At 71.6% G+C, this 20836-nt stretch carries 26 protein-coding genes; 14 read left to right on the forward strand and 12 right to left on the reverse strand.

The annotated features are described in order from the left end of the window. Positions 1 to 21 precede the first annotated feature (21 nt). From lepB to ACF1AG_RS27440, 8 genes are all read left to right on the forward strand, one after another. Positions 22 to 795: a signal peptidase I gene (lepB, locus tag ACF1AG_RS27405; protein ID WP_359601532.1), complete on the forward strand. Its 774-nt coding sequence runs from the start codon at positions 22 to 24 to the stop codon at positions 793 to 795. Then, a complete protein-coding gene (locus ACF1AG_RS27410; RefSeq protein ID WP_359601533.1) occupies positions 785 to 1312 on the forward strand; it encodes an NUDIX hydrolase in 528 nt (175 codons plus the stop codon). Before lepB ends, ACF1AG_RS27410 begins: the two co-directional genes overlap by 11 nt. Positions 1313 to 1365: 53 nt before the next feature. Then, positions 1366 to 1674 (forward strand): DUF2469 domain-containing protein, encoded by a 309-nt coding sequence (locus ACF1AG_RS27415; RefSeq protein WP_003993268.1) that lies wholly within the window; start codon positions 1366 to 1368, stop codon positions 1672 to 1674. A gap of 85 nt (positions 1675 to 1759) precedes the next feature. Further along, entirely contained in the window at positions 1760 to 2200 is a 441-nt protein-coding gene (locus tag ACF1AG_RS27420) for a YraN family protein (RefSeq protein ID WP_391810573.1), read from the forward strand. Then, positions 2201 to 3823, forward strand: coding sequence for a YifB family Mg chelatase-like AAA ATPase (locus ACF1AG_RS27425; protein WP_391810543.1), 1623 nt, complete (start codon positions 2201 to 2203; stop codon positions 3821 to 3823). A 62-nt stretch (positions 3824 to 3885) separates the two neighbouring features. Beyond that, the gene (gene dprA / locus ACF1AG_RS27430) at positions 3886 to 5139 is read left to right on the forward strand and encodes a DNA-processing protein DprA (protein ID WP_391810544.1); all 1254 of its coding nucleotides are present in this window, start codon (positions 3886 to 3888) and stop codon (positions 5137 to 5139) included. A gap of 286 nt (positions 5140 to 5425) precedes the next feature. Then, positions 5426 to 6268, forward strand: a complete 843-nt coding sequence (whiG, locus tag ACF1AG_RS27435; protein WP_359601536.1) for an RNA polymerase sigma factor WhiG — start codon at positions 5426 to 5428, stop codon at positions 6266 to 6268. Between the two features lie 101 nt (positions 6269 to 6369). After that, positions 6370 to 6927 carry a helix-turn-helix domain-containing protein gene (locus ACF1AG_RS27440; protein WP_359750202.1) on the forward strand — a complete coding sequence of 186 codons (558 nt, stop codon included), beginning with the start codon at positions 6370 to 6372 and terminating at the stop codon, positions 6925 to 6927. Positions 6928 to 6995: 68 nt separating this feature from the next. Here the strand turns inward: ACF1AG_RS27440 and ACF1AG_RS27445 are convergent, their stop codons facing one another. Further along, the gene (locus ACF1AG_RS27445; protein WP_391810574.1) at positions 6996 to 7601 is read right to left on the reverse strand and encodes a murein hydrolase activator EnvC family protein; all 606 of its coding nucleotides are present in this window, start codon (positions 7599 to 7601) and stop codon (positions 6996 to 6998) included. A gap of 374 nt (positions 7602 to 7975) precedes the next feature. On the opposite strand from ACF1AG_RS27445, the gene rpsB reads away from it, so the two are divergent. The 6 genes from rpsB to ACF1AG_RS27475 all read left to right on the forward strand — a co-directional run bounded on the left by rpsB (position 7976) and on the right by ACF1AG_RS27475 (position 13745). Then, positions 7976 to 8881 carry a 30S ribosomal protein S2 gene (rpsB, locus tag ACF1AG_RS27450; RefSeq protein ID WP_391810545.1) on the forward strand — a complete coding sequence of 302 codons (906 nt, stop codon included), beginning with the start codon at positions 7976 to 7978 and terminating at the stop codon, positions 8879 to 8881. A gap of 154 nt (positions 8882 to 9035) precedes the next feature. Continuing rightward, positions 9036 to 9872: a translation elongation factor Ts gene (tsf, locus tag ACF1AG_RS27455; RefSeq protein WP_086700497.1), complete on the forward strand. Its 837-nt coding sequence runs from the start codon at positions 9036 to 9038 to the stop codon at positions 9870 to 9872. A 191-nt stretch (positions 9873 to 10063) separates the two neighbouring features. Then, a complete protein-coding gene (gene pyrH / locus ACF1AG_RS27460) occupies positions 10064 to 10822 on the forward strand; it encodes a UMP kinase (RefSeq protein WP_359601538.1) in 759 nt (252 codons plus the stop codon). Between the two features lie 120 nt (positions 10823 to 10942). Further along, positions 10943 to 11500, forward strand: coding sequence for a ribosome recycling factor (gene frr / locus ACF1AG_RS27465; RefSeq protein WP_006136598.1), 558 nt, complete (start codon positions 10943 to 10945; stop codon positions 11498 to 11500). Further along, on the forward strand, positions 11500 to 12624 hold the full coding sequence (locus tag ACF1AG_RS27470; RefSeq protein ID WP_359601539.1) for a phosphatidate cytidylyltransferase: 1125 nt from the start codon (positions 11500 to 11502) through the stop codon (positions 12622 to 12624). The genes frr and ACF1AG_RS27470 overlap by 1 nt, the downstream gene beginning before the upstream one ends. Before the next feature lie 113 nt (positions 12625 to 12737). Beyond that, entirely contained in the window at positions 12738 to 13745 is a 1008-nt protein-coding gene (locus ACF1AG_RS27475; protein WP_391810546.1) for a pentapeptide repeat-containing protein, read from the forward strand. Positions 13746 to 13751: 6 nt separating this feature from the next. Here ACF1AG_RS27475 and proS read toward each other — a convergent pair whose 3' ends face one another. The 11 genes from proS to ACF1AG_RS27530 all read right to left on the reverse strand — a co-directional run bounded on the left by proS (position 13752) and on the right by ACF1AG_RS27530 (position 20777). Next, a complete protein-coding gene (proS, locus tag ACF1AG_RS27480; RefSeq protein ID WP_387798484.1) occupies positions 13752 to 15164 on the reverse strand; it encodes a proline--tRNA ligase in 1413 nt (470 codons plus the stop codon). A gap of 315 nt (positions 15165 to 15479) precedes the next feature. Further along, a complete protein-coding gene (locus tag ACF1AG_RS27485; protein WP_391810547.1) occupies positions 15480 to 16718 on the reverse strand; it encodes a tyrosine-type recombinase/integrase in 1239 nt (412 codons plus the stop codon). After that, positions 16718 to 16915, reverse strand: a complete 198-nt coding sequence (locus ACF1AG_RS27490; protein ID WP_031017537.1) for an AlpA family transcriptional regulator — start codon at positions 16913 to 16915, stop codon at positions 16718 to 16720. Before ACF1AG_RS27490 ends, ACF1AG_RS27485 begins: the two co-directional genes overlap by 1 nt. A gap of 2 nt (positions 16916 to 16917) precedes the next feature. After that, on the reverse strand, positions 16918 to 18294 hold the full coding sequence (repSA, locus tag ACF1AG_RS27495) for a replication initiator protein RepSA (protein WP_102637909.1): 1377 nt from the start codon (positions 18292 to 18294) through the stop codon (positions 16918 to 16920). Beyond that, positions 18287 to 18472: a hypothetical protein gene (locus tag ACF1AG_RS27500; protein ID WP_102637910.1), complete on the reverse strand. Its 186-nt coding sequence runs from the start codon at positions 18470 to 18472 to the stop codon at positions 18287 to 18289. Before ACF1AG_RS27500 ends, repSA begins: the two co-directional genes overlap by 8 nt. A gap of 85 nt (positions 18473 to 18557) precedes the next feature. After that, entirely contained in the window at positions 18558 to 19109 is a 552-nt protein-coding gene (locus ACF1AG_RS27505) for a GGDEF domain-containing protein (RefSeq protein ID WP_102637911.1), read from the reverse strand. Between the two features lie 92 nt (positions 19110 to 19201). Continuing rightward, positions 19202 to 19519 carry a SpdD-like protein gene (locus ACF1AG_RS27510; RefSeq protein ID WP_102637912.1) on the reverse strand — a complete coding sequence of 106 codons (318 nt, stop codon included), beginning with the start codon at positions 19517 to 19519 and terminating at the stop codon, positions 19202 to 19204. Positions 19520 to 19531: 12 nt separating this feature from the next. Then, positions 19532 to 19687: a hypothetical protein gene (locus ACF1AG_RS27515; RefSeq protein ID WP_391810548.1), complete on the reverse strand. Its 156-nt coding sequence runs from the start codon at positions 19685 to 19687 to the stop codon at positions 19532 to 19534. 10 nt (positions 19688 to 19697) lie between these two features. Beyond that, positions 19698 to 19889 (reverse strand): mobile element transfer protein, encoded by a 192-nt coding sequence (locus ACF1AG_RS27520; RefSeq protein WP_102637914.1) that lies wholly within the window; start codon positions 19887 to 19889, stop codon positions 19698 to 19700. Between the two features lie 19 nt (positions 19890 to 19908). Beyond that, the gene (locus ACF1AG_RS27525; protein ID WP_102637915.1) at positions 19909 to 20574 is read right to left on the reverse strand and encodes a DUF2637 domain-containing protein; all 666 of its coding nucleotides are present in this window, start codon (positions 20572 to 20574) and stop codon (positions 19909 to 19911) included. Then, positions 20574 to 20777, reverse strand: coding sequence for a hypothetical protein (locus tag ACF1AG_RS27530; protein WP_225252536.1), 204 nt, complete (start codon positions 20775 to 20777; stop codon positions 20574 to 20576). Before ACF1AG_RS27530 ends, ACF1AG_RS27525 begins: the two co-directional genes overlap by 1 nt. Between the last annotated feature and the right edge of the window lie 59 nt (positions 20778 to 20836).

Genomic DNA, 20836 nt, shown 5'->3' on the forward strand with positions numbered 1-20836 from the left:
CCGCCGGGTAGGGTGCCGCCCATGAGTGGTCAGAGCACGACGCGTACGGTCCCGGGCAGTGGCGGTTCCGGCACGGCGCGGAGCGGCCGGACCGGGCAGGTGCTGTCCAACGTGGCCGTCGCGCTCGGGCTGGTGCTGTTTCTCGGCGGGTTCGCCTGGGGAGCGGTGGTCTACCGGCCCTACACCGTGCCGACCACCTCGATGGCCCCGACGATCGACGCCGGCGAGCGGGTGCTGGCGGAGCGCGTCGACGGCGGAGAGGTCCGCCGGGGCGACGTCGTCGTCTTCCGGGACGCCACCTGGTCGAACGCGCCCATGGTGAAGCGGGTCGTCGCCGTCGGCGGCGACACCGTCTCCTGCTGCGAGGACGGCAAGCTCACGGTCAACGGCAAGGTGATCGACGAGCCGTATCTCCCCGACGACCCGATGGCGCGCTCGTCGGTCTTCCCCGAGGTGACCGTGCCCGAGGGACGCCTGTTCCTGCTCGGCGACGAGCGCTCCGGGTCGGTCGACTCCACGGCCCATCTGACCGACGCCGCCGGCGGCACCGTCGCCCGCGACGCCGTCCAGGCCCGCGTGGACGCCGTCGTCTGGCCGATGGACGGCATGCTCGCCAAGCCCGCCGGCTTCCAGCCCCTCGGCCCGCTCTCCACGCCGGGACCGCTGCCGAGCGTGCTCGCCACGGTGGTCGGCGGGGCGGTGCTGGTGCTGGCGGGAGCCGCCTACGGCCCGCTGGCCAAGCGTGCGGCCGCCTCCCGGGCCCGGCGCACAACGGGGACCACCGGTGGCCGCTGAGCCGGCGCCGGCCGCACCGGACACGTACACGGGCGGGCTGCGCAGGGTCGCCCGGGTGGTGCTGCTCGACCCGCAGGACCGCATTCTGCTGCTCCACGGCCACGAACCGGACGACCCCGGCACCGACTGGTGGTTCACGCCCGGCGGCGGCGTGGAGGGCGACGAGACCCGTGAGCAGGCCGCCCTCAGGGAACTCGCCGAGGAGACCGGCATCACCGACGTCGAACTCGGCCCCGTGCTGTGGCGGCGGCGCTGCTCCTTCCCCTTCGCGGGCCGCCAGTGGGACCAGGACGAGTGGTACTACCTGGCCCGTACGACGCAGACGGCCACCGCGGCGACGGCCCTGACCGAGCTGGAACGGCGCAGTGTCGCCGGAGCTCGATGGTGGACCTGCCCGGAACTGTCGCACGCCCGTGAGACGGTGTACCCGACCAAGCTCGCCGGGCTGCTGCGGAAACTGCTCGACGAAGGCCCCCCGGCCGCGCCCGTCACCCTGGACACCGAAATCGTCCGGTGACTTGCGGGACTGGCGCACAATGGTGGGATCGCACGGCTGAAGGGGAACATGCCATGAGCGCCGAGGACCTCGAGAAGTACGAGACCGAGATGGAGCTGAAGCTCTACCGGGAGTACCGCGACGTCGTCGGGCTGTTCAAATACGTGATCGAGACCGAGCGGCGCTTCTACCTCACCAACGACTACGAGATGCAGGTCCACTCGGTGCAGGGCGAGGTGTTCTTCGAGGTCTCCATGGCGGACGCCTGGGTCTGGGACATGTACAGGCCGGCCCGCTTCGTGAAACAGGTGCGCGTGCTCACGTTCAAGGACGTGAACATCGAGGAGCTCAACAAGAGCGATCTGGAGCTCCCGAGCGGGTGACGTGGTGACGTCACCCTCGCGGGTGGCGGAGTTGTCCACAGCCGCGAGGTTGTGCACCTGACCCGGCGGGGACCGGCCGGTGTGCGTGACGGTTGGCGCCGGAGGTGGTGCCGGCATGAACGCACGGCAGGACACGCAGGTACGCAGGGCCGGGAGTGGTGGCGGGCAGGCCCGCGGAGCGCTCGGCAGATACGGGGAGACACTGGCCGCACGGCGGCTGACCCAGGCCGGGATGACGGTGCTGGCGCGCAACTGGCGCTGCGGCAGGACCGGCGAGATCGACATCGTGGCCCGGGACGGCGACGCCCTGGTCGTCTGCGAGGTGAAGAGCCGCCGCGCCGGGTCCTTCCAGCACCCCATGGCGGCGATCACCCCGGCCAAGGCGAGCCGGCTGCGAGGGCTCGCGGAGCGCTGGCTCCAGGAACACGGTGGAGCACCGCCCGGCGGCGTCCGCATCGACCTGGTCGGCGTAAGGCTCCCGAGGCGCGGCGCCCCCGTCGTCGAGCACGTCAGGGGGGTGGCCTGAATGGGATTCGCCCGTACGTGCTCGGTGACCCTCGTCGGCGTCGAGGGCGTGGTCGTCGAGGTGCAGGCCGATCTGGAGCCGGGAATCGCCGCGTTCACGCTGGTGGGGCTGCCGGACAAGAGCCTGACGGAGAGCCGCGACCGGGTCAGGGCCGCCGTGGTCAACTCCGGCGGCGAGTGGCCGCAGAAGAAGCTCACCGTGGGACTGAGCCCGGCGTCGGTGCCGAAGGCCGGCAGCGGATTCGATCTCGCCGTCGCCTGCGCCGTCCTCGGCGCCTCGGAGCGGATCGACCCGCGGGTCCTGTCCGACATCGTGATGATCGGCGAGCTGGGGCTGGACGGCCGGGTGCGGCCGGTGCGCGGCATCCTGCCGGCGGTGCTGGCCGCGGCGGACGCGGGTTTCGAGCAGGTGGTGGTGCCGGAGTGCGCCGCCGCCGAGGCCGCCCTGGTGCCGGGCGTGTCCGTGCTGGGCGTGCACAGCCTGCGCCAGCTCGTCGCGGTCCTGACCGACGAGCCGGTGCCCGACGAGGAGCCCCGGGAGCCGGACCGGCCCGATCCGCTGATGGCGGGGCTGCGCGACCTCGGCGGCGGAGCGATCACCGGCATGTGCGGCGGTACCGGCCGTTACGACCAGGGACACGACCTCGCCGACGTCGTGGGCCAGCACACGGCGCGCACGGCCGTCGAGGTGGCCGCGGCGGGCGGGCACCACCTCTTCCTCGAGGGCCCGCCCGGTGCGGGCAAGACGATGCTCGCCGAGCGCATGCCGTTCATCCTGCCGCCGCTGGACCGCCAGGCGTCCCTGGAGGTGACCGCCGTGCACTCGGTGGCGGGCCTGCTGCCGCCGGGCCGGCCCTTGATCGACACCGCGCCCTACTGCGCCCCGCACCACTCGGCCACCATGCAGGCCCTGGTGGGCGGCGGCCCGGGGACGGCCCGGCCGGGGGCGGTGTCCCTGTCCCACCGGGGTGTCCTGTTCCTGGACGAGACCCCCGAGTTCAGCAGCAAGGCGCTGGACGCCCTGCGCCAGCCGCTGGAGGCGGGGCACGTGGTCATCGCGCGCAGCGCGGGCGTCGTGCGCTTCCCGGCGCGCTTCCTCATGGTGCTCGCGGCCAATCCGTGCCCGTGCGGCCGGTTCTCGCGCACGGACGACCGATGCGAGTGCCCGCCCTCGGCGATCCGCCGCTACCAGGCCCGGCTCTCCGGACCACTGCTCGACCGGGTCGACCTGCGGGTCGAGGTGGACGCCGTCACCCGGGGCGAGCTGACGGCGACGGGAGCCCGGGGTGAGACCACCGCCGTGGTCGCCGACCGGGTGCGCTCCGCCCGCGAACGCGCCGCCGCGCGGTTCCACGGCACGCCGTGGCGCCTGAACAGCGAGATCCCGGGCCGCGAGCTCCGCAGCCGCTGGCAGGCCGCACCAGGCGCCATGGACGAGGCCGAGCGGAGTCTGGAGCGGGGCCTGCTGACAGCACGGGGAATCGACCGCGTGCTGCGGGTCGCCTGGACGGTCGCCGACCTGTCCGGCCACGACCGCCCCGACGCCTGCGACGTCGCACTCGCCCTGCAGCTGCGCACGGGCGTGCCGCGCGGGATGCCGATGGCGATCGGGGCGGGGGTATGAGCGGGGGGACGGGGCCGGTCGGCCCGCTGGGGTGTGGTGAGCCGTCGGGGGCAGTCGGGGGAATGGGGCGGGAGGGCTCACGGCGACCGACCGAAGCAGGCGGCCCGCCCGGAGCGGCCGGTTACGACGGCCCACCTCCACCGGCCGGTCACGGCGGCCCGCCCCCACCGGCCGGTCACGGCGGCCTTCTCGGCCGAGTCTTCCTCACCCGTGTCATCGAACCCGGTGACGAGACGGGTGGACGCTGGGTGCGGGAGTTCGGGGTGGACGGGGTGGTGCGGCGGCTGAGGCAGCGCGGGGAGCCCTTGCCGGGCGTCAGCGGGAAGCGGTGGGCCGGGCTGCTGGCGCGGGCCGAGCGGGCCGACCCGCGTCGGGATCTCGCCGTCGCGCAGGACGCGGGCGTGCGGTTCGTGTGCCCAGGGGACGCCGAGTGGCCCGGTCAGCTCGACGACCTCGGTGACGCGCGCCCGTTCGGCCTCTGGGTGCGCGGCACCGCGGACCTGCGGCTGTGGGCCTTGCGCTCGGTCGCCCTCGTCGGTGCCCGCGCCTGCACCGAGTACGGCGCGTTCATGGCCGCCACCCTCGCGGCCGGACTCGCCGAGAAGGGGTGGGTCGTCGTTTCAGGCGGCGCCTACGGCATCGACGGCGCCGCCCACCGTGGGGTGCTCGGCGCGGGCGGTGCGACGGTCGCCGTGCTGGCCTGCGGGGTGGATCGCCCCTACCCACGCGGACACGCCGGACTGATCGGCCGGATCGCGGAACAGGGGCTCGTGATCGGAGAGTTGCCGCCGGGCGAGCATCCGACCCCCAGCCGCTTCATCCTCCGTAACCGCGTGATCGCCGCCCTCACCCGGGGCACGGTCGTCGTCGAGGCGGCCCACCGCAGCGGCTCCCTGGTGACCGCCCGTGCCGCCCGCCGGCTCGGACGCCACACGATAGGAGTACCGGGCCCGGCCACCAGCGGCCTCTCCGCAGGCGTGCACGAACTGCTCCGGCAGGAAGCCGTCCTGGTCACCGACGCCGACGAGATCGTCGAACTGGTCGGAGACATCGGCGAGCTGGCTCCCGAGCGCAGGGGACCCGTCCTGCCCCGCGACCTGCTGGACCCGGCGGTCCGCCAGGTCCTCGCCGCGCTGCCGGCCCGCAGGGCGGCCCGCCCGGACGACATCGCCCGCACGGCGCAGACCACCCCGGACGACGCGATCGCGAAGCTGTACGAACTCCGAGCACTTGGTTACGTCGAACGACACGGCGACGGCTGGAAGTTGACGCGCCAGGCGATGATCTCGGTCCGGGGCGCCGCCGATCTCCGCTGACGCAGCGTGTTCGGCCGTCCGGGGGAACCCCGACACGCCCTGGAAAACATCGCAGTTGAGGTATCCGGGTGATCACGCAGAGCAACGGGTGTGCCCCGGCGGGACGGCCCCCGGAACGTATCTGCGCACGGTCCGGGCCCCGTTCTTCGCACACCGCGACGCCGTAGTCACGCTACGCTCACGAGGGCCCAGACACGGACGGCCCAGAACAGGCACGAGAACAGACATCGGACAGACGACGCACCCAGGCAGTACCAGCCCACGGCAGAACGGCACTAGGCGACGAATGCCCCAGCACACCTCCGGGTCCGACCGGGCGGCGATCCCCCCAGCCGCCCGCGACGGTGGCAGCGTGCGGCCGCCCGCTCCCTCGACGCTCGACGAGTTGTGGCGGTCGTACAAGGCGACGGGGGACGAACGTTTGCGGGAGCAGCTGATCCTGCACTACTCACCGCTGGTGAAGTACGTCGCCGGCCGGGTCAGCGTGGGGCTGCCGCCCAACGTCGAACAGGCGGACTTCGTCTCCTCCGGGGTCTTCGGGCTGATCGACGCGATCGAGAAGTTCGACGTCGACCGCGAGATCAAGTTCGAGACGTACGCGATCACCAGGATTCGCGGCGCGATGATCGACGAGCTGCGGGCGCTGGACTGGATCCCCCGCTCCGTGCGGCAGAAGGCGCGCAACGTGGAGCGCGCCTACGCCACCCTCGAGGCGAGGCTGCGGCGCACCCCGACGGAGAACGAGGTCGCCGTCGAGATGGGCATCACCGTCGGCGAGCTGCACGCGGTGTTCAGCCAGCTCTCCCTCGCCAACGTCGTCGCCCTGGAGGAGCTGCTGCACGTAGGCGGTGACGGCGGCGACCAGCTCAGCTTCATGGACACCCTGGAGGACACCGCCGCCGACAACCCGGTGGAGGTCGCCGAGGACCGGGAGCTGCGCCGCTTCCTGGCGCGGGCCATCAACACCCTGCCCGAGCGCGAGAAGACCGTGGTCACGCTGTACTACTACGAGGGCCTGACCCTGGCCGAGATCGGCAACGTCCTCGGCGTGACCGAGAGCCGCGTCAGCCAGATCCACACCAAGTCGGTGCTCCAGCTGCGCGCCAAGCTGGCCAGTTTCGGCCGCTGACCTCCGGCGGCGACCGGAGTGACCGGCCGGCCGGAACCCCTGGCCGCCGTGGGCAGGGCGTCCGTAAAGTGGACGACGTGCCAAGGATTCGAGCGGCCTCCGTGGCCGAGCACCGGTCGATGCAGCGAGCCGCCCTGCTGGACGCGGCACGCTCCCTGCTGTCCGAGGGCGGTACGGAGGCGCTGACCTTCCCGGCCCTCGCCGAGCGCACGGGCCTCGCCCGGTCGTCCGTGTACGAGTACTTCCGCTCGCGGGCGGCCGTCGTCGAGGAACTGTGCGAGGCCGACTTTCCCGTCTGGGCGGCCGAGGTCGAGGCGGCGATGGCGGACGCCGATGGTCCCGAGGGCAAGATCGAGGCGTACGTCCGCAAGCAGTTGGAGCTGGTGGGGGACCGGCGGCATCGCGCGGTCGTAGCGATCTCCGCGAGCGAACTGGACGCCGGCGCCCGGGAGAAGATCCGCGCCGCCCACGGCGGGCTCGTCGCCATGATCGTCGAGGCGCTCGCCGGGCTGGGGCACGCCGAGCCGCGCCTCACCGCCATGCTGCTCCAGGGCGTGGTCGACGCCGCGGTGCGCCGCATCGAGCTGGGGGCGGCCGAGCATCCCGAGGTGATCGTCCGGGCGGCGGTCTCCCTGGCCCTGGACGGCGTCCGGGGCTGAAGCGGCCGGCGCAGCGCGGCGCGGACCGCCGCGCGGGCCTCGGCGCCGCTGTGGGCGACCCGGTCCCCTCAGGGCAACGGCACCCCGAGAACCGGCAGGAGCCGGGACGGGCCCCGGTGGAGCAGCCACGGGGGCAGCAGGGAGAGCGGGTCCAGGTAGGCCTCGCTCCGCAGCAGACCCCAGTGGACGCACGGCGCCGTGTAGTGCGAGCCGCCTGCCTCGACCGTGCCGATCACCTCGCCCGCCGTCACCTCCGCGTCCTGCGGCACCGAGGCCCGGACGGGTTCGTAGGTCGTGCGCAGCGGAGGCTCCCCGGTGCCGGTGAGCTCCACCGACACGACGCCCTTCCCGGCCACCCGGCCCGCGAACGACACCCGGCCGTCCGCCACCGCCCGTACCGGTGTCCCCGGCGCCGCCGCGAGATCGACGCCCCGGTGTCCGGGCCCGTAGACGGAGGCCGGCGGTTCCCACCCGCGCAGGACCCGCGGACGTCCCCCCACCGGCCACGTACGGCCGACGGCCGGGACGGTGTCGTCGACCGCGGTGGGACGCGCTCCCGCGGCGGCCCCCACAACGGCCCCGGACGATCCGGCCGTGCCCGCCGCGAACAGCCGTGACGCCGGGGGCGCCAGCAGCGCCGCCACGGTCAGGGCCACCACCAGCGCCAGCCGCACGCACCGCCGGATCCACCTGCCCGGCCCGCCCCCGCCACTCGCTTCATGCCGTGTCACGCCACCCACGTCCTTGCCTCCGTCCCGGTCGTCGCATGGCGGAAGCGTCTCCCGGGGACGTGAGCTCCGCCGGGACCTGTGGACCGACGGCCGGGTTGTGGACAACGGCGTCACCCGGCACCCTCCGGGTCCCGTACACTTCTGGTGGCGACCCGGGCCACCGGGTCGACTTCGCACGCCCCGACATCGGGACCGGTCACGGCCGTGGCCCGGTGTCAGCGCCCCTCGGTCCTTCGTGGCACGGCGCGTCGTGGGCGTCAGGCGCGGGAGCCGTCCGGCACCCGCGGCACAACCGAGAAATTCAAGGAGATACGGCCATGGCCGTCGTCACGATGCGGGAGCTGCTGGAGAGCGGCGTCCACTTCGGTCACCAGACCCGTCGTTGGAACCCGAAGATGAAGCGCTTCATCTTCACGGAGCGCAACGGCATCTACATCATCGACCTGCTCCAGTCGCTGTCGTACATCGACCGCGCCTACGAGTTCGTCAAGGAGACCGTGGCCCACGGCGGCACGGTCATGTTCGTCGGCACGAAGAAGCAGGCGCAGGAGGCCATCGCCGAGCAGGCCACCCGCGTCGGCATGCCCTACGTCAACCAGCGCTGGCTGGGCGGCATGCTCACCAACTTCTCGACCGTCTACAAGCGTCTGCAGCGCCTCAAGGAGCTCGAGCAGATCGACTTCGAGGACGTGGCCGCCTCCGGCCTCACCAAGAAGGAGCTGCTGGTCCTCTCCCGCGAGAAGGCGAAGCTGGAGAAGACCCTCGGCGGTATCCGCGAGATGCAGAAGGTGCCCAGCGCCGTCTGGATCGTGGACACCAAGAAGGAGCACATCGCGGTCGGTGAGGCCCGGAAGCTCAACATCCCGGTCGTCGCCATCCTCGACACCAACTGCGACCCCGACGAGGTCGACTACAAGATCCCGGGCAACGACGACGCGATCCGCTCCGTCACCCTGCTCACCCGCGTGATCGCCGACGCCGTCGCCGAGGGCCTCATCGCCCGTTCCGGTGGCGCCGGCGAGGGCAAGGGCGAGAAGGCCGCCGGTGAGCCGCTGGCCGAGTGGGAGCGCGACCTGCTCGAGGGCGAGAAGAAGGCCGAGGAGGCCGCTCCGGCCGCCGCCGAGGGCGAGAAGCCGGCCGAGGCGCCCGCCGCCGAGGCCCCGCAGGCCGAGGCTGAGGCCGAGCCCAAGGCCGAGGCCGAGCCCAAGGCCGAGCAGGCCTGACCGCTCCGTCAGAGCCGATGACGGCGGGAGCGGTGACATGACGTCCGCTCCCGCCGTTCACCCGTAGACCGGCGGTGGCCCGGGGCCTGCCCACGAAGCGGTCCCGCCCCGCCGATCTTCGAACCTCCAGACTTCGAGAAAGATTCACAGACTCATGGCGAACTACACCGCCGCCGACGTCAAGAAGCTCCGGGAGCTCACCGGCGCCGGCATGATGGACTGCAAGAAGGCGCTGGACGAGGCCGACGGTAACGTCGACAAGGCCGTCGAGGCGCTCCGCATCAAGGGCCAGAAGGGCGTCGCCAAGCGCGAGGGCCGCTCCGCCGAGAACGGCGCCGTGGTCTCGGTCATCGCCGACGACAACTCCTCCGGTGTCATCGTCGAGCTGAAGTGCGAGACGGACTTCGTCGCCAAGGGCGAGAAGTTCCAGGCCGTCGCCACCGCGATCGCCGAGCACGTCGCCAAGACGTCGCCCGCCGACATCGAGGCCCTCCTCGCCTCCGAGATCGAGGCCGGCAAGACCGTCCAGGCGTTCGTGGACGAGGCCAACGCCAACCTCGGCGAGAAGATCGTGCTGGACCGCTTCGCGCAGTTCGCCGACGGTTACGTGACGGCGTACATGCACCGCACGATGCCCGACCTGCCCCCGCAGATCGGCGTGCTCGTCGAGCTGGACAAGCCGAACGCCGAGATCGCCAAGGGCGTCGCCCAGCACATCGCCGCCTTCGCGCCGAAGTACCTCTCCAAGGAGGACGTGCCGGCCGAGGTCGTCGAGTCCGAGCGTCGCATCGCCGAGGAGACCACCCGCGCCGAGGGCAAGCCCGAGGCCGCGATCGGCAAGATCGTCGAGGGTCGTCTCAACGGCTTCTTCAAGGACGCCACGCTGCTCGGCCAGCCGTACGCGCTCGACAACAAGAAGTCCGTCCAGAAGGTGCTGGACGAGGCCGGTGTCACCCTGAAGCGCTTCTCGCGCATCAAGGTCGGCATCTGAGTCCGTACCGCGACGGGCGCGCGACCCGGATAGGGTCGGCAGCAGTCGTTCGGACACGCGTCCACGCACGCGCGCGTGCCGGGCGACAGCAGATCTGACGAGGAGGCCATTGCCGCATGGGATGCGAACCACGCCCCACCGGCAATGGCCTTCTTCGTATGTGCAACACGTGAAAGAGGCGGGATTCGACCATGACGACCAAGGCTGAGAAGAGCGACGACGGCAAAGTGCGCGGCCGGTTTCTGCTGAAGCTGTCCGGAGAGGCCTTCTCCGGTGGCGGAGGCCTGGGCGTCGATCCCGACGTGGTGCACGCCATCGCCCGTGAGATCGCGGCCGTCGTACGGGACGGCGCGGAGATCGCGATCGTGATCGGCGGCGGCAACTTCTTCCGCGGAGCGGAGCTCCAGGTACGCGGCATGGACCGCGCCCGCTCCGACTACATGGGCATGCTCGGCACCGTGATGAACTGCCTGGCACTTCAGGACTTCCTGGAGAAGGAGGGCGTCGACTGCCGCGTGCAGACCGCCATCACCATGGGCCAGGTCGCCGAGCCCTACATCCCGCTGCGCGCCGTGCGCCACCTGGAGAAGGGCCGCGTGGTCATCTTCGGCGCCGGTATGGGCATGCCGTACTTCTCCACCGACACCACCGCCGCGCAGCGCGCCCTCGAGATCGACGCCGAGGCGCTGCTCATGGGCAAGAACGGTGTCGACGGGGTCTACGACTCCGACCCCAAGACCAACCCCGACGCCGTCAAGTTCGACGCCCTCGGCTTCGGCGAGGTCATCACCCGGAACCTCAAGGTCGCCGACGCCACGGCCGTCACCCTCTGCCGTGACAACAACCTGCCGATCGTGGTGTTCGAACTCCTCAAGGAGGGCAACATCGCCCGCGCCGTCAAGGGTGAGAAGATCGGCACGCTGGTGGACGACCAGGCCGGGCGCGACTGACCGGGGGATGGACAATGTCCTGCCGGTCGTGAACCGTGCAGGAAGAAGACGCGACGCAGCCGGCCGCCGCCCCGACCGAGGACCGCAGCCGGGCCTACTCAAGACACGCAGGAGCAAGTGGTGATCGAAGAGACCCTCCTCGAGGCCGAGGAGAAGATGGAGAAGGCCGTCGTGGTCGCCAAGGAGGACTTCGCCGCGATCCGCACCGGCCGTGCGCACCCGGCGATGTTCAACAAGATCGTGGCCGACTACTACGGCGCGCCGACGCCGATCAACCAGCTGGCCTCGTTCTCCGTGCCCGAGCCGCGCATGGCCGTGGTGACCCCGTTCGACAAGAGTGCCCTGCGCAACATCGAGCAGGCGATCCGCGACTCCGACCTGGGCGTCAACCCGAGCAACGACGGCAACATCATCCGGGTGGTGTTCCCCGAGCTGACCGAGGAGCGCCGGCGCGAGTACATCAAGGTCGCCAAGGGCAAGGGCGAGGACGCGAAGATCTCGATCCGCTCCGTGCGCCGCAAGGCCAAGGAAGCCATCGACAAGCTGATCAAGGACGGCGAGGTCGGCGAGGACGAGGGCCGCCGTGCGGAGAAGGAGCTCGACGACACCACGGCGAAGTACGTCGCCCAGGTGGACGAGCTTCTGAAGCACAAGGAAGCGGAGCTGCTCGAGGTCTGATGAACGACTCTTCCTGGGGGACGCCGCAGACCGGGTACTGGGGGCCGTCCGACCAGGGACCCGGCCGGGGAGCTGCCCCGGCGGGTCCCGCGTACGATGCGCACCAAGCACAGCAGACGCGGCCCATGCCCATCGTGCCTGACGTACCCGAACTCGGCGGAGACCAGGATGCGGACCGGGGGGTCGCTCGGCTGAGCGGCCCCCTGTTCCGAGACGAGCCGACGCGGGCCCGCCCCCTGCCGGGGGAGGTGCCGCAGAATCCGGAGCCCATGCCCCACGCCCCGCAGCCGGCCCCCGCACCGCAGAAGAAGAGCGCGGGGCGGGACCTCGGCGCGGCGATAGGCGTCGGCGTCGGACTCGGCGCGGTGATCGTCGCGTCGCTGTTCTTCGTCAAGGCCGCCTTCGTCGGGGTGATCGCGGTCGCCGTCGTGGTGGGCCTCTGGGAGCTGACGACGCGGCTTGACGAGCGCAAGGGGATCAAGGCGCCCCTCGTCCCGCTGGCGCTGGGCGGCGCGGCGATGGTCGTCGCCGGGTACGCCAGGGGCGCGGAGGGCGCGTGGGTCGCCATGGCGCTCACCACCCTGGCGGTGCTGGTGTGGCGTATGACGGCGCCGCCGGAGGGCTACCTCAAGGACGTCACGGCGGGCGTCTTCGCGGCGTTCTACGTGCCCTTCCTGGCGACGTTCGTCGCGATGCTGCTGAAGGCCGAGGACGGCCCCTGGCGTGTGCTGACCTTCCTGGTGCTCACCGTGGTCAGCGACACCGGTGCGTACGCGGTCGGCTGGCGCTTCGGCAAGCACAAGCTCGCCCCGCGCATCAGCCCCGGCAAGACCCGCGAGGGCCTGCTGGGCGCGGTCGGCTTCTCGATGGCGGCGGGCGCGCTGTGCATGCAGTTCCTCATCGACGACGGACAGTGGTGGCAGGGCCTGCTGCTGGGCCTCGCGGTCGCCGGGAGCGCCACGCTGGGCGACCTCGGCGAGTCGATGATCAAGCGCGACCTCGGCATCAAGGACATGGGCACGCTGCTGCCGGGCCACGGTGGCATCATGGACCGCCTGGACTCCCTCCTGCCGACGGCGCCGGTGGTGTGGCTGCTGCTGGCGATCTTCGTGGGGTCGGGCTGAGGTTCCGTCCCTGGTGTCGTGACTCTCGGGCCCCCGTCCTGCTGGGACGGGGGCCCGAATGCTGTGTCCATGCCGATAACGACCTGTCATCGTGATCATGGAGGAGTCCGCTGGTGATCACCTTGCACATGCTGCGTGCGCAGGGCAGCGCGTCCGTCAGGGCCGCCGTCCTGGCGTTCGAAGCGCGTCACACTCTCGGCGACGCCGAGCCCGACCGGAAGCGGGCGGAGCGGCACTTCGCCGAGCTGATCGAAGTGATCGCGGCGGCGGGGCCCTCGACGGCGGCGGGGCACGAGGCCGTTCACCTGTTGCTGGCGATCGGTGACCTGCCGGGTCACCGCTGTCCCGTCTGCGTCAGGCCCCAGTCTCGTCTCCCTCAATCGTCGGCCGGACCCGGAGGCGACATGACGGACAACGAGCGCGCCGAGCACGCGGCCCGCCTCCGCGGACTGCTCCACCTCTCCTGTCCCGACGCCCCCGCCGGCGCCCTCGAGGCCACGGCCGAAGCCATCACGCGGAGCGCCGGGCGCGTGCCCGCCGAAGCAGTCCCGGAGGCCGCTGATCTCGGCCGCCCTCGGCAGCCCTACAGTGCGGACCCCCTGAACCTGTGCGGCGCGGACCTCCGCGGTGCGAACCTCACGGGCGCGGACCTCAGCCATGCGGACGCCTATCGCGCGGACCTGAGCGGCGCGGATCTGACCGGCGCAGATCTGAGCTACGTGAACCTGACGGGCGCGGACCTGAGCCAGGCGAACCTCTCCGGCGCGAACCTGACCGACGCGAACCTGAGCCACGCGACGCTGAGTCACGCGAACATGACCGGCGCCGTTCTGCGGGACGCGGCCCTGACCGACACGGATCTGCGCGGAGCGCTGCTGTGCGACGCGGACCTGGCGGGCGCGGATCTGACGTACGCAGATCTGACGGGCGCGGATCTGACGGACGCGGTCCTGACGAACGCGGATCTGACGGACGCGGTCCTGACCGACGCGGATCTGACGTACGCCGTCCTGACCGACGCGGATCTTACGGACGCGGACCTTACGGGTGCGGCCCTGTCCGTTGCCGTCCTGGCGGCACCGGTGGTCGAGAACACGACCCCGTGCCCGGATCAGCGCTGACCAGGGTCAGTAGGCGCGTGCCACGACGGCGACGTTGCCAGGCTGGTCGTCGCTTTCGGGGACGGAACCGTCCGCGGCGACCAAGCACCGCACGGTGACGCCCTGTTCGGCGAGCTCGGCCTCACCCTCCACGCCCAGCTTCTCCCAGGCGATGCGCGCCCAGCCGGTGCTCGCCGCCTCCGCAGCCTCCTGGACCGTGGTCACCTCGACGGTGCGGTCGTCACGACGCTTACGGGACTGCGCCAGCAGACGCGCCTGGTCGTCCTCCAGCACCGTGGGCAGAATCTCGGACAGCGCCCCGATCGGCGTCGGCTCCTTGCTTCCCGCTACGCGGCGCACCAGTACGGCGGTCCCGCTCTCCACGTCACGTGGCCCGACCTCGACGCGTACCGGCACCCCCTTGAGCTCCCAGTCGACCGCGCGGCGGCCGAACGGCGTGTCGGTGCGGTCGTCGACGTGTACGCGGATGCCGGCCGTCCTCAGCCGGTCAGCGATCCCGCGGACCGTGTCCAGGACCGCGTCGTCCCCCTTGACGGCCACGACGACCACCTGGACCGGGGCCAGACGCGGCGGGACCCGAAGGCCGTCGTCGTCGCCGTGCATCATCACCAGTGCGCCGACCATCCGGGTCGTGGAACCCCACGACGTCTGCCAGACGTATTCCTCACGGCCTTCCTTCGACAGATAGCGCGTTCCGAACGCCTTGGCGAAGTTCTGGCCCAGTTCGTGGCTCGTGGCCAGCTGGAGGGCTTTGCCGTCGCCCATCATGCCTTCCAAGGTGAGCGTGTTGATCGCGCCGGCGAACCGTTCGCGGACCGTCTTGCGGCCCGGTACGACATCCATGGCGAGGACGTTCACCAAGAAGTCGGCGTACACCTCCTGGTGGATGCGTGCGGCGTAGTCCCGGGCCTGCTCGCAGGTGGCGTGTGCCGTGTGGCCCTCCTGCCACAGGAACTCCGTCGTGCGGAGGAACACCCGCGGCCGCAGCTCCCAGCGGACCACGTTCGCCCACTGGTTGATCAGCAGCGGAAGGTCGCGGTAGCTCTGCACCCATTTGGAGAAGTAGTCGTTGACGATCGTCTCGGAGGTGGGGCGGACGACCACGGGCTCTTCCAGTTCCTTGCCCCCGCCACGCGTGACCACGGCCAGTTCGGGCGCGAAGCCCTCGACGTGCTCGGCCTCCTTCGTCAGGTACGACTGCGGGATGAAGAGCGGGAAGTACGCGTTCTGCGCGCCGGCCGCCTTGATCCGGGCGTCCACCTCCTGCTGCATCCGCTCCCACAGGCCGTACCCGTACGGTCGGACGACCATGGTGCCGCGCACCGGCCCGTTGTCGGCCAGTTCGGCCTTGCTGACCAGGTCCTGGTACCAGCGGGGGAAGTCGTCCGCCCGGGGTGTGAGAACGGGTGCTTGTGCCATGGCGCGCAGAGTAGGGCGCGGCCCCACCAGGGCGCGACCCGATTACGAGGTGTGATCGGCCGTCCTTCGGCGGTCCTTCGGTCGTCCTCCGGCCGTCGTCCGGCGTTCCGGGACCGCTCGGCAGCGACCGATGGCGGCCGCTGACGACTGCCGTGGCGGACGACACCCGCGGGTCACCCATCTGGATCTGCGACACTGGTACAGCCATGCCTAAGCCCGGAGAACTGGCAGTAGCCGGGCAGCAATGAGCCCCCTACCAGCGCGTTCGGCGCGGATAGGGGGCCTTGTTCGGGCTACTGGGCCGTCTCTGGGCCGTCAGGCTCGCGGGGCCGGGAGAAGAATCCGATCCACGGCCTTCCTCGTGCGCTCCTGGCTCGACGGCATCAGGTGCGCGTACACCCGCAGCGTCAGTCCGGGGTCGGCGTGCCCCAGGTACTCACTCACGGCCTTGATGCTCTCGCCAGCATCCAGCAGTACCGAGGCGTAGAAGTGCCGCAGCGCGTGCATACCGTGCTCACGAGCGGACTGGTGCTTGCCGTCCTCCCCGGCTTCCGCGATCAATCCGGCCGACGCGAGGGCGGGCTTCCACTCCTGGACGTTGAAGTTGCTGCGCCAGACGAGTCCGCTTGCGGTGTTCGTGAACAGGAGACGGGCGGAGACCTTCGGGCCGTCCGGCTTGCGCCACGGCAAGGTGATCTCGACGGGCTTGAAGGCGTCCATGTGGGCCCGCAGGGACTCGGCCACCGAGGGCGGCAAGGGTACGTCCCGCTCCTTGTTGCACTTTGGAGGAGCGAATACGGCCTTCCCTCGGATCAGCTTCACCTGCCGGACGACCCGGATGATGCCGCCGTCGAAGTCGAGCGCGTCCTCAGCCAGTCCCACTATCTCCCCCTGCCGGAGTCCGCACCCGGCACCCACGTCCACCATGGGCCGGTAGCGCTGGGGGAGAGCCGCGCGGACCGCCCGGACCTGAGCAGGCAGCCACGGCACAACCCGGCGTTGCTCGGCGGCCGGCGGACGAACGGACTTCGCGGAGCACGGGTTACGGGGCATCAGCCCGTCGTCGACCGCCGCACTGAGGACGGCCCGTACGTCGCCGTAGATGTTCCGCGCATAGCCGCCGCTCACGGCCGGGTCATTCTCCAGCGCGCTCACCAGCGCACGAATGTGCTCCGGGCGGAACGAGTCCAGCGGCCGAGAGCCGATCAGGCGAAACGCGTGCAGGCGTAACCGCTGCTCGACGACGACCTGACTGGCCGGGTCGATGCCGTGCGTCTTGAGCCACTTCTCGGCGTAGCTCTTGAAGGTGATCCGAGCGGCACGCGGGTCGATGTACCGACCGCGCGACATGTCCGACGCGATGTCCGTGAGCCACTGCTCGGCGAGGCGCTTCTGTCGGTCCGGGAAGCTCTTGGACTTCTCGGTGCCGTCAGGGCCGACGTACCGAGCGCGGTAACGCATGCCAGCGCCGTATCGGTCAGTCTTGACCTTGACGGGCTTGCCGTCCGGACCGGTCTCTGTCTTGTACCAGCGGTCTTGGATGTGCCCCGCCATCAGGCAGCCTCACCAATCTGTGAGTCCACCCAGGCACGCACGTCGGTCGGGTCGAAGCGGAGGTGCCGACCGACGCGGAAGCCGCGGGGACCGGTGCGCTTGCGGCGCCACTGGTAGACCGTCTCGACGCTGGGCAGCTCGAACATCTCGACCAGGTCCTCAGGGGTCAGGAACCGGTTCGGCAGCTCTGAGGCCATGGTCAGCACTCCCTTTCGTCGGCGAGTTGGTCGCGTAGGGCTTCGCGGGCGGTTTCGCGGTTGAGCTGGAGGTCGCGGGCGATGGTGGCGGCGAGGACGGATTCACCGGGGGTGTGGCCGTGTCCGGCGTACTGCCAGTCGGCGAGGACCAGGACGGTGTCCGGCTCGGCGTCCTCGAGGCCGAGGGCGGCGCGCTCCTGGGCGGCCCGGTACTCGGCGCGTGTCTGGCGGAGTTCGCTGAGCGTGGTCGAGTAGCGGCGGGACTTCGAGGAGAAGTGGCCACGGAAGCCGAGCATGTGAGCCCAGGCCCACAGCCGCCGGTCCGGGTAGAGCGGGTCGAGCGCCTTGCAGGTTTCGATCAGGCGGCGGGTGTGGTCGGGGACCTGGTGGCGGTCGAGCTCGGCCAGCTCGCCGATGCGGCGGTCCAGGGTGCCGGTGTTCTCGGCCGCTTTGGTCGCGTACTTGGCGACGTAGGAGGCGACAGCCTGCTCGGTGATGTCGGAGCCGTCCCCGAACGCCTTCACGGGGCGGATGTCGAGCTGGGTGCCCCAGCGGAAGGTCCGCGCGGGTTGATCTTCGGCGGCCGGGACGGAAACCGAGGTGTACGAGTGCGCCGCAGCTGCACGGATCGCGTCGGCGAGCAGGTCGACGGTCGCCCAGGCCGGGGGAGGAGTATCCGGGCCGTCCGGGCCGTCGAGTCGGATCACGGCATGGAAGTGCAGAGCGCCCCGTTTCTGGAACTCGGCGACCTTGCCGTACGACAGCCGGGCACGCTCTTTCAGCTCGCGTTGGGTGAGGCCGGCGCGGGCGGCGATCTCGCGGCGGAGCCGGTTGGTGAAGCGCTGCCAGAGCTGTCCGGCGTGGTTGTTGAACAGCACCGCGCCCGCGTAGTCGTAGGTGTCCGGGTCGAGGGCGGTGCCCAGCTCCGGGGCGTCGGGAGTGTGGCGAGTGCCGCAGCGGCAGACGCCGCGATCGGGGCGGTTGTGGACCGGGCCGAACGAGGGTGCGGTGAGGGTGGCGAAGACCCGAGGGTGATCCCGGACGGTGGCGGGGATGTCGCGGCGATCGTCACCGGCGAGGCCCGCGCGGATGAGGTGGTAGGTGTCGCCCGCGTAGGTCCAGGCACAGGAGGGGCAGCGGGAGGCACGCCGGTTGCCGCAGGCGAGGCGGAGACGGCCGCCCGGCTCGCCCTCGGTGGAGTAGTGGTGCAGGGTCTCGCCGGTGGTCTTGTCCTTGTGCACGACCCAGCCGGTCAGGTGGATGGGGTCGGCGCAGCCACCGGTGCGGCGTATCTGTTCTTCCCAGCGGTGGTAGTCGACGGCCGAAGCCACCCTCAGCAGGTCGCTGAGGGTGGTCGGGTCGAGCAGCGTCTCAGGCACCAGCGCCCTCCCGGACGCGGCGGGCGGTGACGGTGCCGGTGCCGTGGCAGACCGGGCAGTGAGCGGTGATGGTGCGCAGGTGCCCGCGCAGGTCACGGCCGCCGATGGTGACGGCGACGGAGGCGAAGCCGTCGCAGGCCGGGCAGATACGCGACGCGGGCGGGGTGTGCTGGGTCATGATGGTGGTTCCTTTCGATTGCGGTTGGAAGGAACGGCCCCGGGTGGCGGCGTGCTTGGCGGCTTGTGCGCCACCCGGCGGCCGGTCAGCGAGAGAGGCGTGAGCCCCGGCGACCACGGCCTTTGGCCGCGTACATGGCCGCGTCGGCGGCGGCGAGGGCATCGGTCAGCAGCGGCACCGGCAGCTCGGCGAGGCGGCAGACGCCGACCGACGCGGCCAGCGGCAGCGATACGCTGTTGTAGGGCAGCGGCCGGTGGAGTGCGGTGGTGAGCGCGTCGAGGTCGACGGCGGCCAGGTCCTGGACGACGGCGACGAACTCGTCCCCGCCCAGGCGTCCGGCGGTGCCGTGACGGCCGCACCAGGTGCGCAGGCGGTCGGCGGTGGCGATGAGCGCGGCGTCCCCGGCGGCATGGCCGTGGGTGTCGTTGAGGTCCTTGAAGTGGTCGAGGTCGACCAGGAGGACGGCAGTGGCCGGGTGCCGGCGGATGCAGTGTTCGGCGCGGGCGGTCCATCCGGCGCGGGTGTGCAGACCGGTCAGCGGGTCACGGCGGGCGGCGGCGAGCCGGTGGGTGAGGACGCCCCCGTGCACGGCCCAGCCCAGTAACGGCACCAGGGCGGCGGCTATCTGCAGGTCCATGAGTGTTCCCTTCGGTGACGGCGGTTGGCGAGGTACGGGGTCCCGGAAGGCGGCGGCGTGCTTGGCGGCTTGTGCGTCGCTACCGGGACCGGTCAGCGGCGGTGCTGGGAGGCCAGCAGCGAGCGCAGGACGACGGCGCAGACGGCGACCGAGGCGGCGGTGATGGCGACGGCCAGGAGCATGGAGACCAGGACGGCGCCGACGACCAGGACCACGGCGGTGCCGCCGCCGACCAGGGCGAGCGCCGTGCCGGGGGTGAGCTGGACCGTGGGCCGGGCGGGGCCAGCGACCGGGGCCGGGGCGGGCGGCGAAACCGAGGTGCCCGGGGTGATGGTGGTCGGCTCCACCACGGTGGGAGGGGTGACCGTGCCGGTGGGCTGGGGCATGGTCGGGAGCTTGGGCCGGAACATGAGCGGGTCTCCTTACTTGACGGCGGTGTCGATGACCGGGGACAGGAGGCTGTCGGCGAGGAGGTAGCCGCCGAGCAGCAGCACCAGGACCAGCCAGAGCGGCGGGCGGATGAGCTTGACGCCGAGGACTCCGACGACGACCAGGGCGAACCAGAGGGGGACATCCATGGGTGGCCTCCTAGCGGACCTTGCAGCGGTGGGTGCGGGCGGCGAGCTGGGCGGCGGACTGGCTGGAGTAGTCGGCGGACCAGCCGCAGCCGTCGGCGCTGCACACGGCGGCGTGCTTGGTGGTGCCGTTGCGATCGCGGTGGGTGCCGATCTGCACCGGGCCGATCCGCATCACGGAGTGGAAGAAGTCGCGGGCAGGCATGACGGGGTCTCCTCTCGGGTCAGGTGAGCTGGGCGGCGATGGCGTCGGCGAGCTGGGGCGGGACGCCGAGGCGGGCGCGGAGGGTGTCGGTGTCGATCCGGGAGCCGGTGCGCTGCTGGTGGTCGGCGGCGACCTTGCGGGCGTGGTCGACCAGCGCGGCCGGGACCGGCACCACCGGACGGGGCTTCGCGGTGGGCAGGGCCGGGGCTTCCTCAGCCGCCGGGACCGCTACGGCTTGAGGTTCCGGGTCCGGCTCAGCAGCGGTGACCGGTTCGGGCTCATGCTCCGGGTCCGGGGCGGAGGGTGCCGGCGCTTCCGGCTCCTGCCGAGTGGGTGAGTGGGCGAGGAGGGTGCCACCCATGAAGGCCAGGGCGGGCCAGGCGGCGACGAGGATGCGCAGCCAGGCCGGAACGTCGTCCAGGTCGAGGAGTCCGGCGGTGGCGACGTTCGCGCCGAGCGAGGCGACCAGGGCGATGAGGAACCAGCACCAGGCGAGCCGGGACGGCCCGTCCGTACGCAGCCGACGCCAGGCGGCGACCAGGAGCAGGTCGACCGAGACCGGGTAGGCCCAGGCCTTCCAGCCGTCCTGTCCGGCAGCGGCGGCCAGGTCGTGCAGGTGCGCGAAGGACAGCGCCCCGGCGATGACGGCCTGGACCAGGACGGCGTCGACGCGGAGGCGGGCCATCACGGCTGCCCTCCCGGGTACTGAGGGCCGTCGGTGGGGTCGTAGCCGGGCGGGAAGATGCCGGGCGGGGGGTCGGGGAGGGAGACGGCCAGGGCCGGGCCGATGGCGTCGACGAAGGCGGGGTCGGCTCCATAGGTGTGGGCGTACAGGGCCAGGGCGCTGAGCAGCTGCACCGTGCGGTTGAAGTCCTCGCGGGTGTCCACGGGTTCACCTCCGGTTTCTGGCATGGCAGGGGTAGGGACTTGGCGCGAAGAGCGGTCGC

The organism is Streptomyces sp. NPDC014764 (assembly GCF_043082785.1).
GTDB classification, from domain to species: domain Bacteria; phylum Actinomycetota; class Actinomycetes; order Streptomycetales; family Streptomycetaceae; genus Streptomyces; species Streptomyces althioticus.

Excerpts from the sequence above, each read along its gene's own strand:
- dprA (WP_391810544.1), top strand. The coding sequence starts at position 3,886 with ATGGGGCGGGAGGGCTCACGGCGACCGACCGAAGCAGGCGGCCCGCCC.
- ACF1AG_RS27425 (WP_391810543.1), top strand. The coding sequence starts at position 2,201 with ATGGGATTCGCCCGTACGTGCTCGGTGACCCTCGTCGGCGTCGAGGGC.
- proS (WP_387798484.1), bottom strand. The coding sequence starts at position 15,164 with ATGGCACAAGCACCCGTTCTCACACCCCGGGCGGACGACTTCCCCCGC.
- pyrH (WP_359601538.1), top strand. The coding sequence starts at position 10,064 with ATGACGACCAAGGCTGAGAAGAGCGACGACGGCAAAGTGCGCGGCCGG.
- ACF1AG_RS27470 (WP_359601539.1), top strand. The coding sequence starts at position 11,500 with ATGAACGACTCTTCCTGGGGGACGCCGCAGACCGGGTACTGGGGGCCG.
- ACF1AG_RS27515 (WP_391810548.1), bottom strand. The coding sequence starts at position 19,687 with ATGGATGTCCCCCTCTGGTTCGCCCTGGTCGTCGTCGGAGTCCTCGGC.
- tsf (WP_086700497.1), top strand. The coding sequence starts at position 9,036 with ATGGCGAACTACACCGCCGCCGACGTCAAGAAGCTCCGGGAGCTCACC.
- ACF1AG_RS27525 (WP_102637915.1), bottom strand. The coding sequence starts at position 20,574 with ATGGCCCGCCTCCGCGTCGACGCCGTCCTGGTCCAGGCCGTCATCGCC.
- ACF1AG_RS27490 (WP_031017537.1), bottom strand. The coding sequence starts at position 16,915 with ATGGCCTCAGAGCTGCCGAACCGGTTCCTGACCCCTGAGGACCTGGTC.
- rpsB (WP_391810545.1), top strand. The coding sequence starts at position 7,976 with ATGGCCGTCGTCACGATGCGGGAGCTGCTGGAGAGCGGCGTCCACTTC.
- ACF1AG_RS27485 (WP_391810547.1), bottom strand. The coding sequence starts at position 16,718 with ATGGCGGGGCACATCCAAGACCGCTGGTACAAGACAGAGACCGGTCCG.
- ACF1AG_RS27510 (WP_102637912.1), bottom strand. The coding sequence starts at position 19,519 with ATGTTCCGGCCCAAGCTCCCGACCATGCCCCAGCCCACCGGCACGGTC.
- ACF1AG_RS27415 (WP_003993268.1), top strand. The coding sequence starts at position 1,366 with ATGAGCGCCGAGGACCTCGAGAAGTACGAGACCGAGATGGAGCTGAAG.
- whiG (WP_359601536.1), top strand. The coding sequence starts at position 5,426 with ATGCCCCAGCACACCTCCGGGTCCGACCGGGCGGCGATCCCCCCAGCC.
- lepB (WP_359601532.1), top strand. The coding sequence starts at position 22 with ATGAGTGGTCAGAGCACGACGCGTACGGTCCCGGGCAGTGGCGGTTCC.
- ACF1AG_RS27500 (WP_102637910.1), bottom strand. The coding sequence starts at position 18,472 with ATGACCCAGCACACCCCGCCCGCGTCGCGTATCTGCCCGGCCTGCGAC.
- ACF1AG_RS27505 (WP_102637911.1), bottom strand. The coding sequence starts at position 19,109 with ATGGACCTGCAGATAGCCGCCGCCCTGGTGCCGTTACTGGGCTGGGCC.
- ACF1AG_RS27520 (WP_102637914.1), bottom strand. The coding sequence starts at position 19,889 with ATGCCTGCCCGCGACTTCTTCCACTCCGTGATGCGGATCGGCCCGGTG.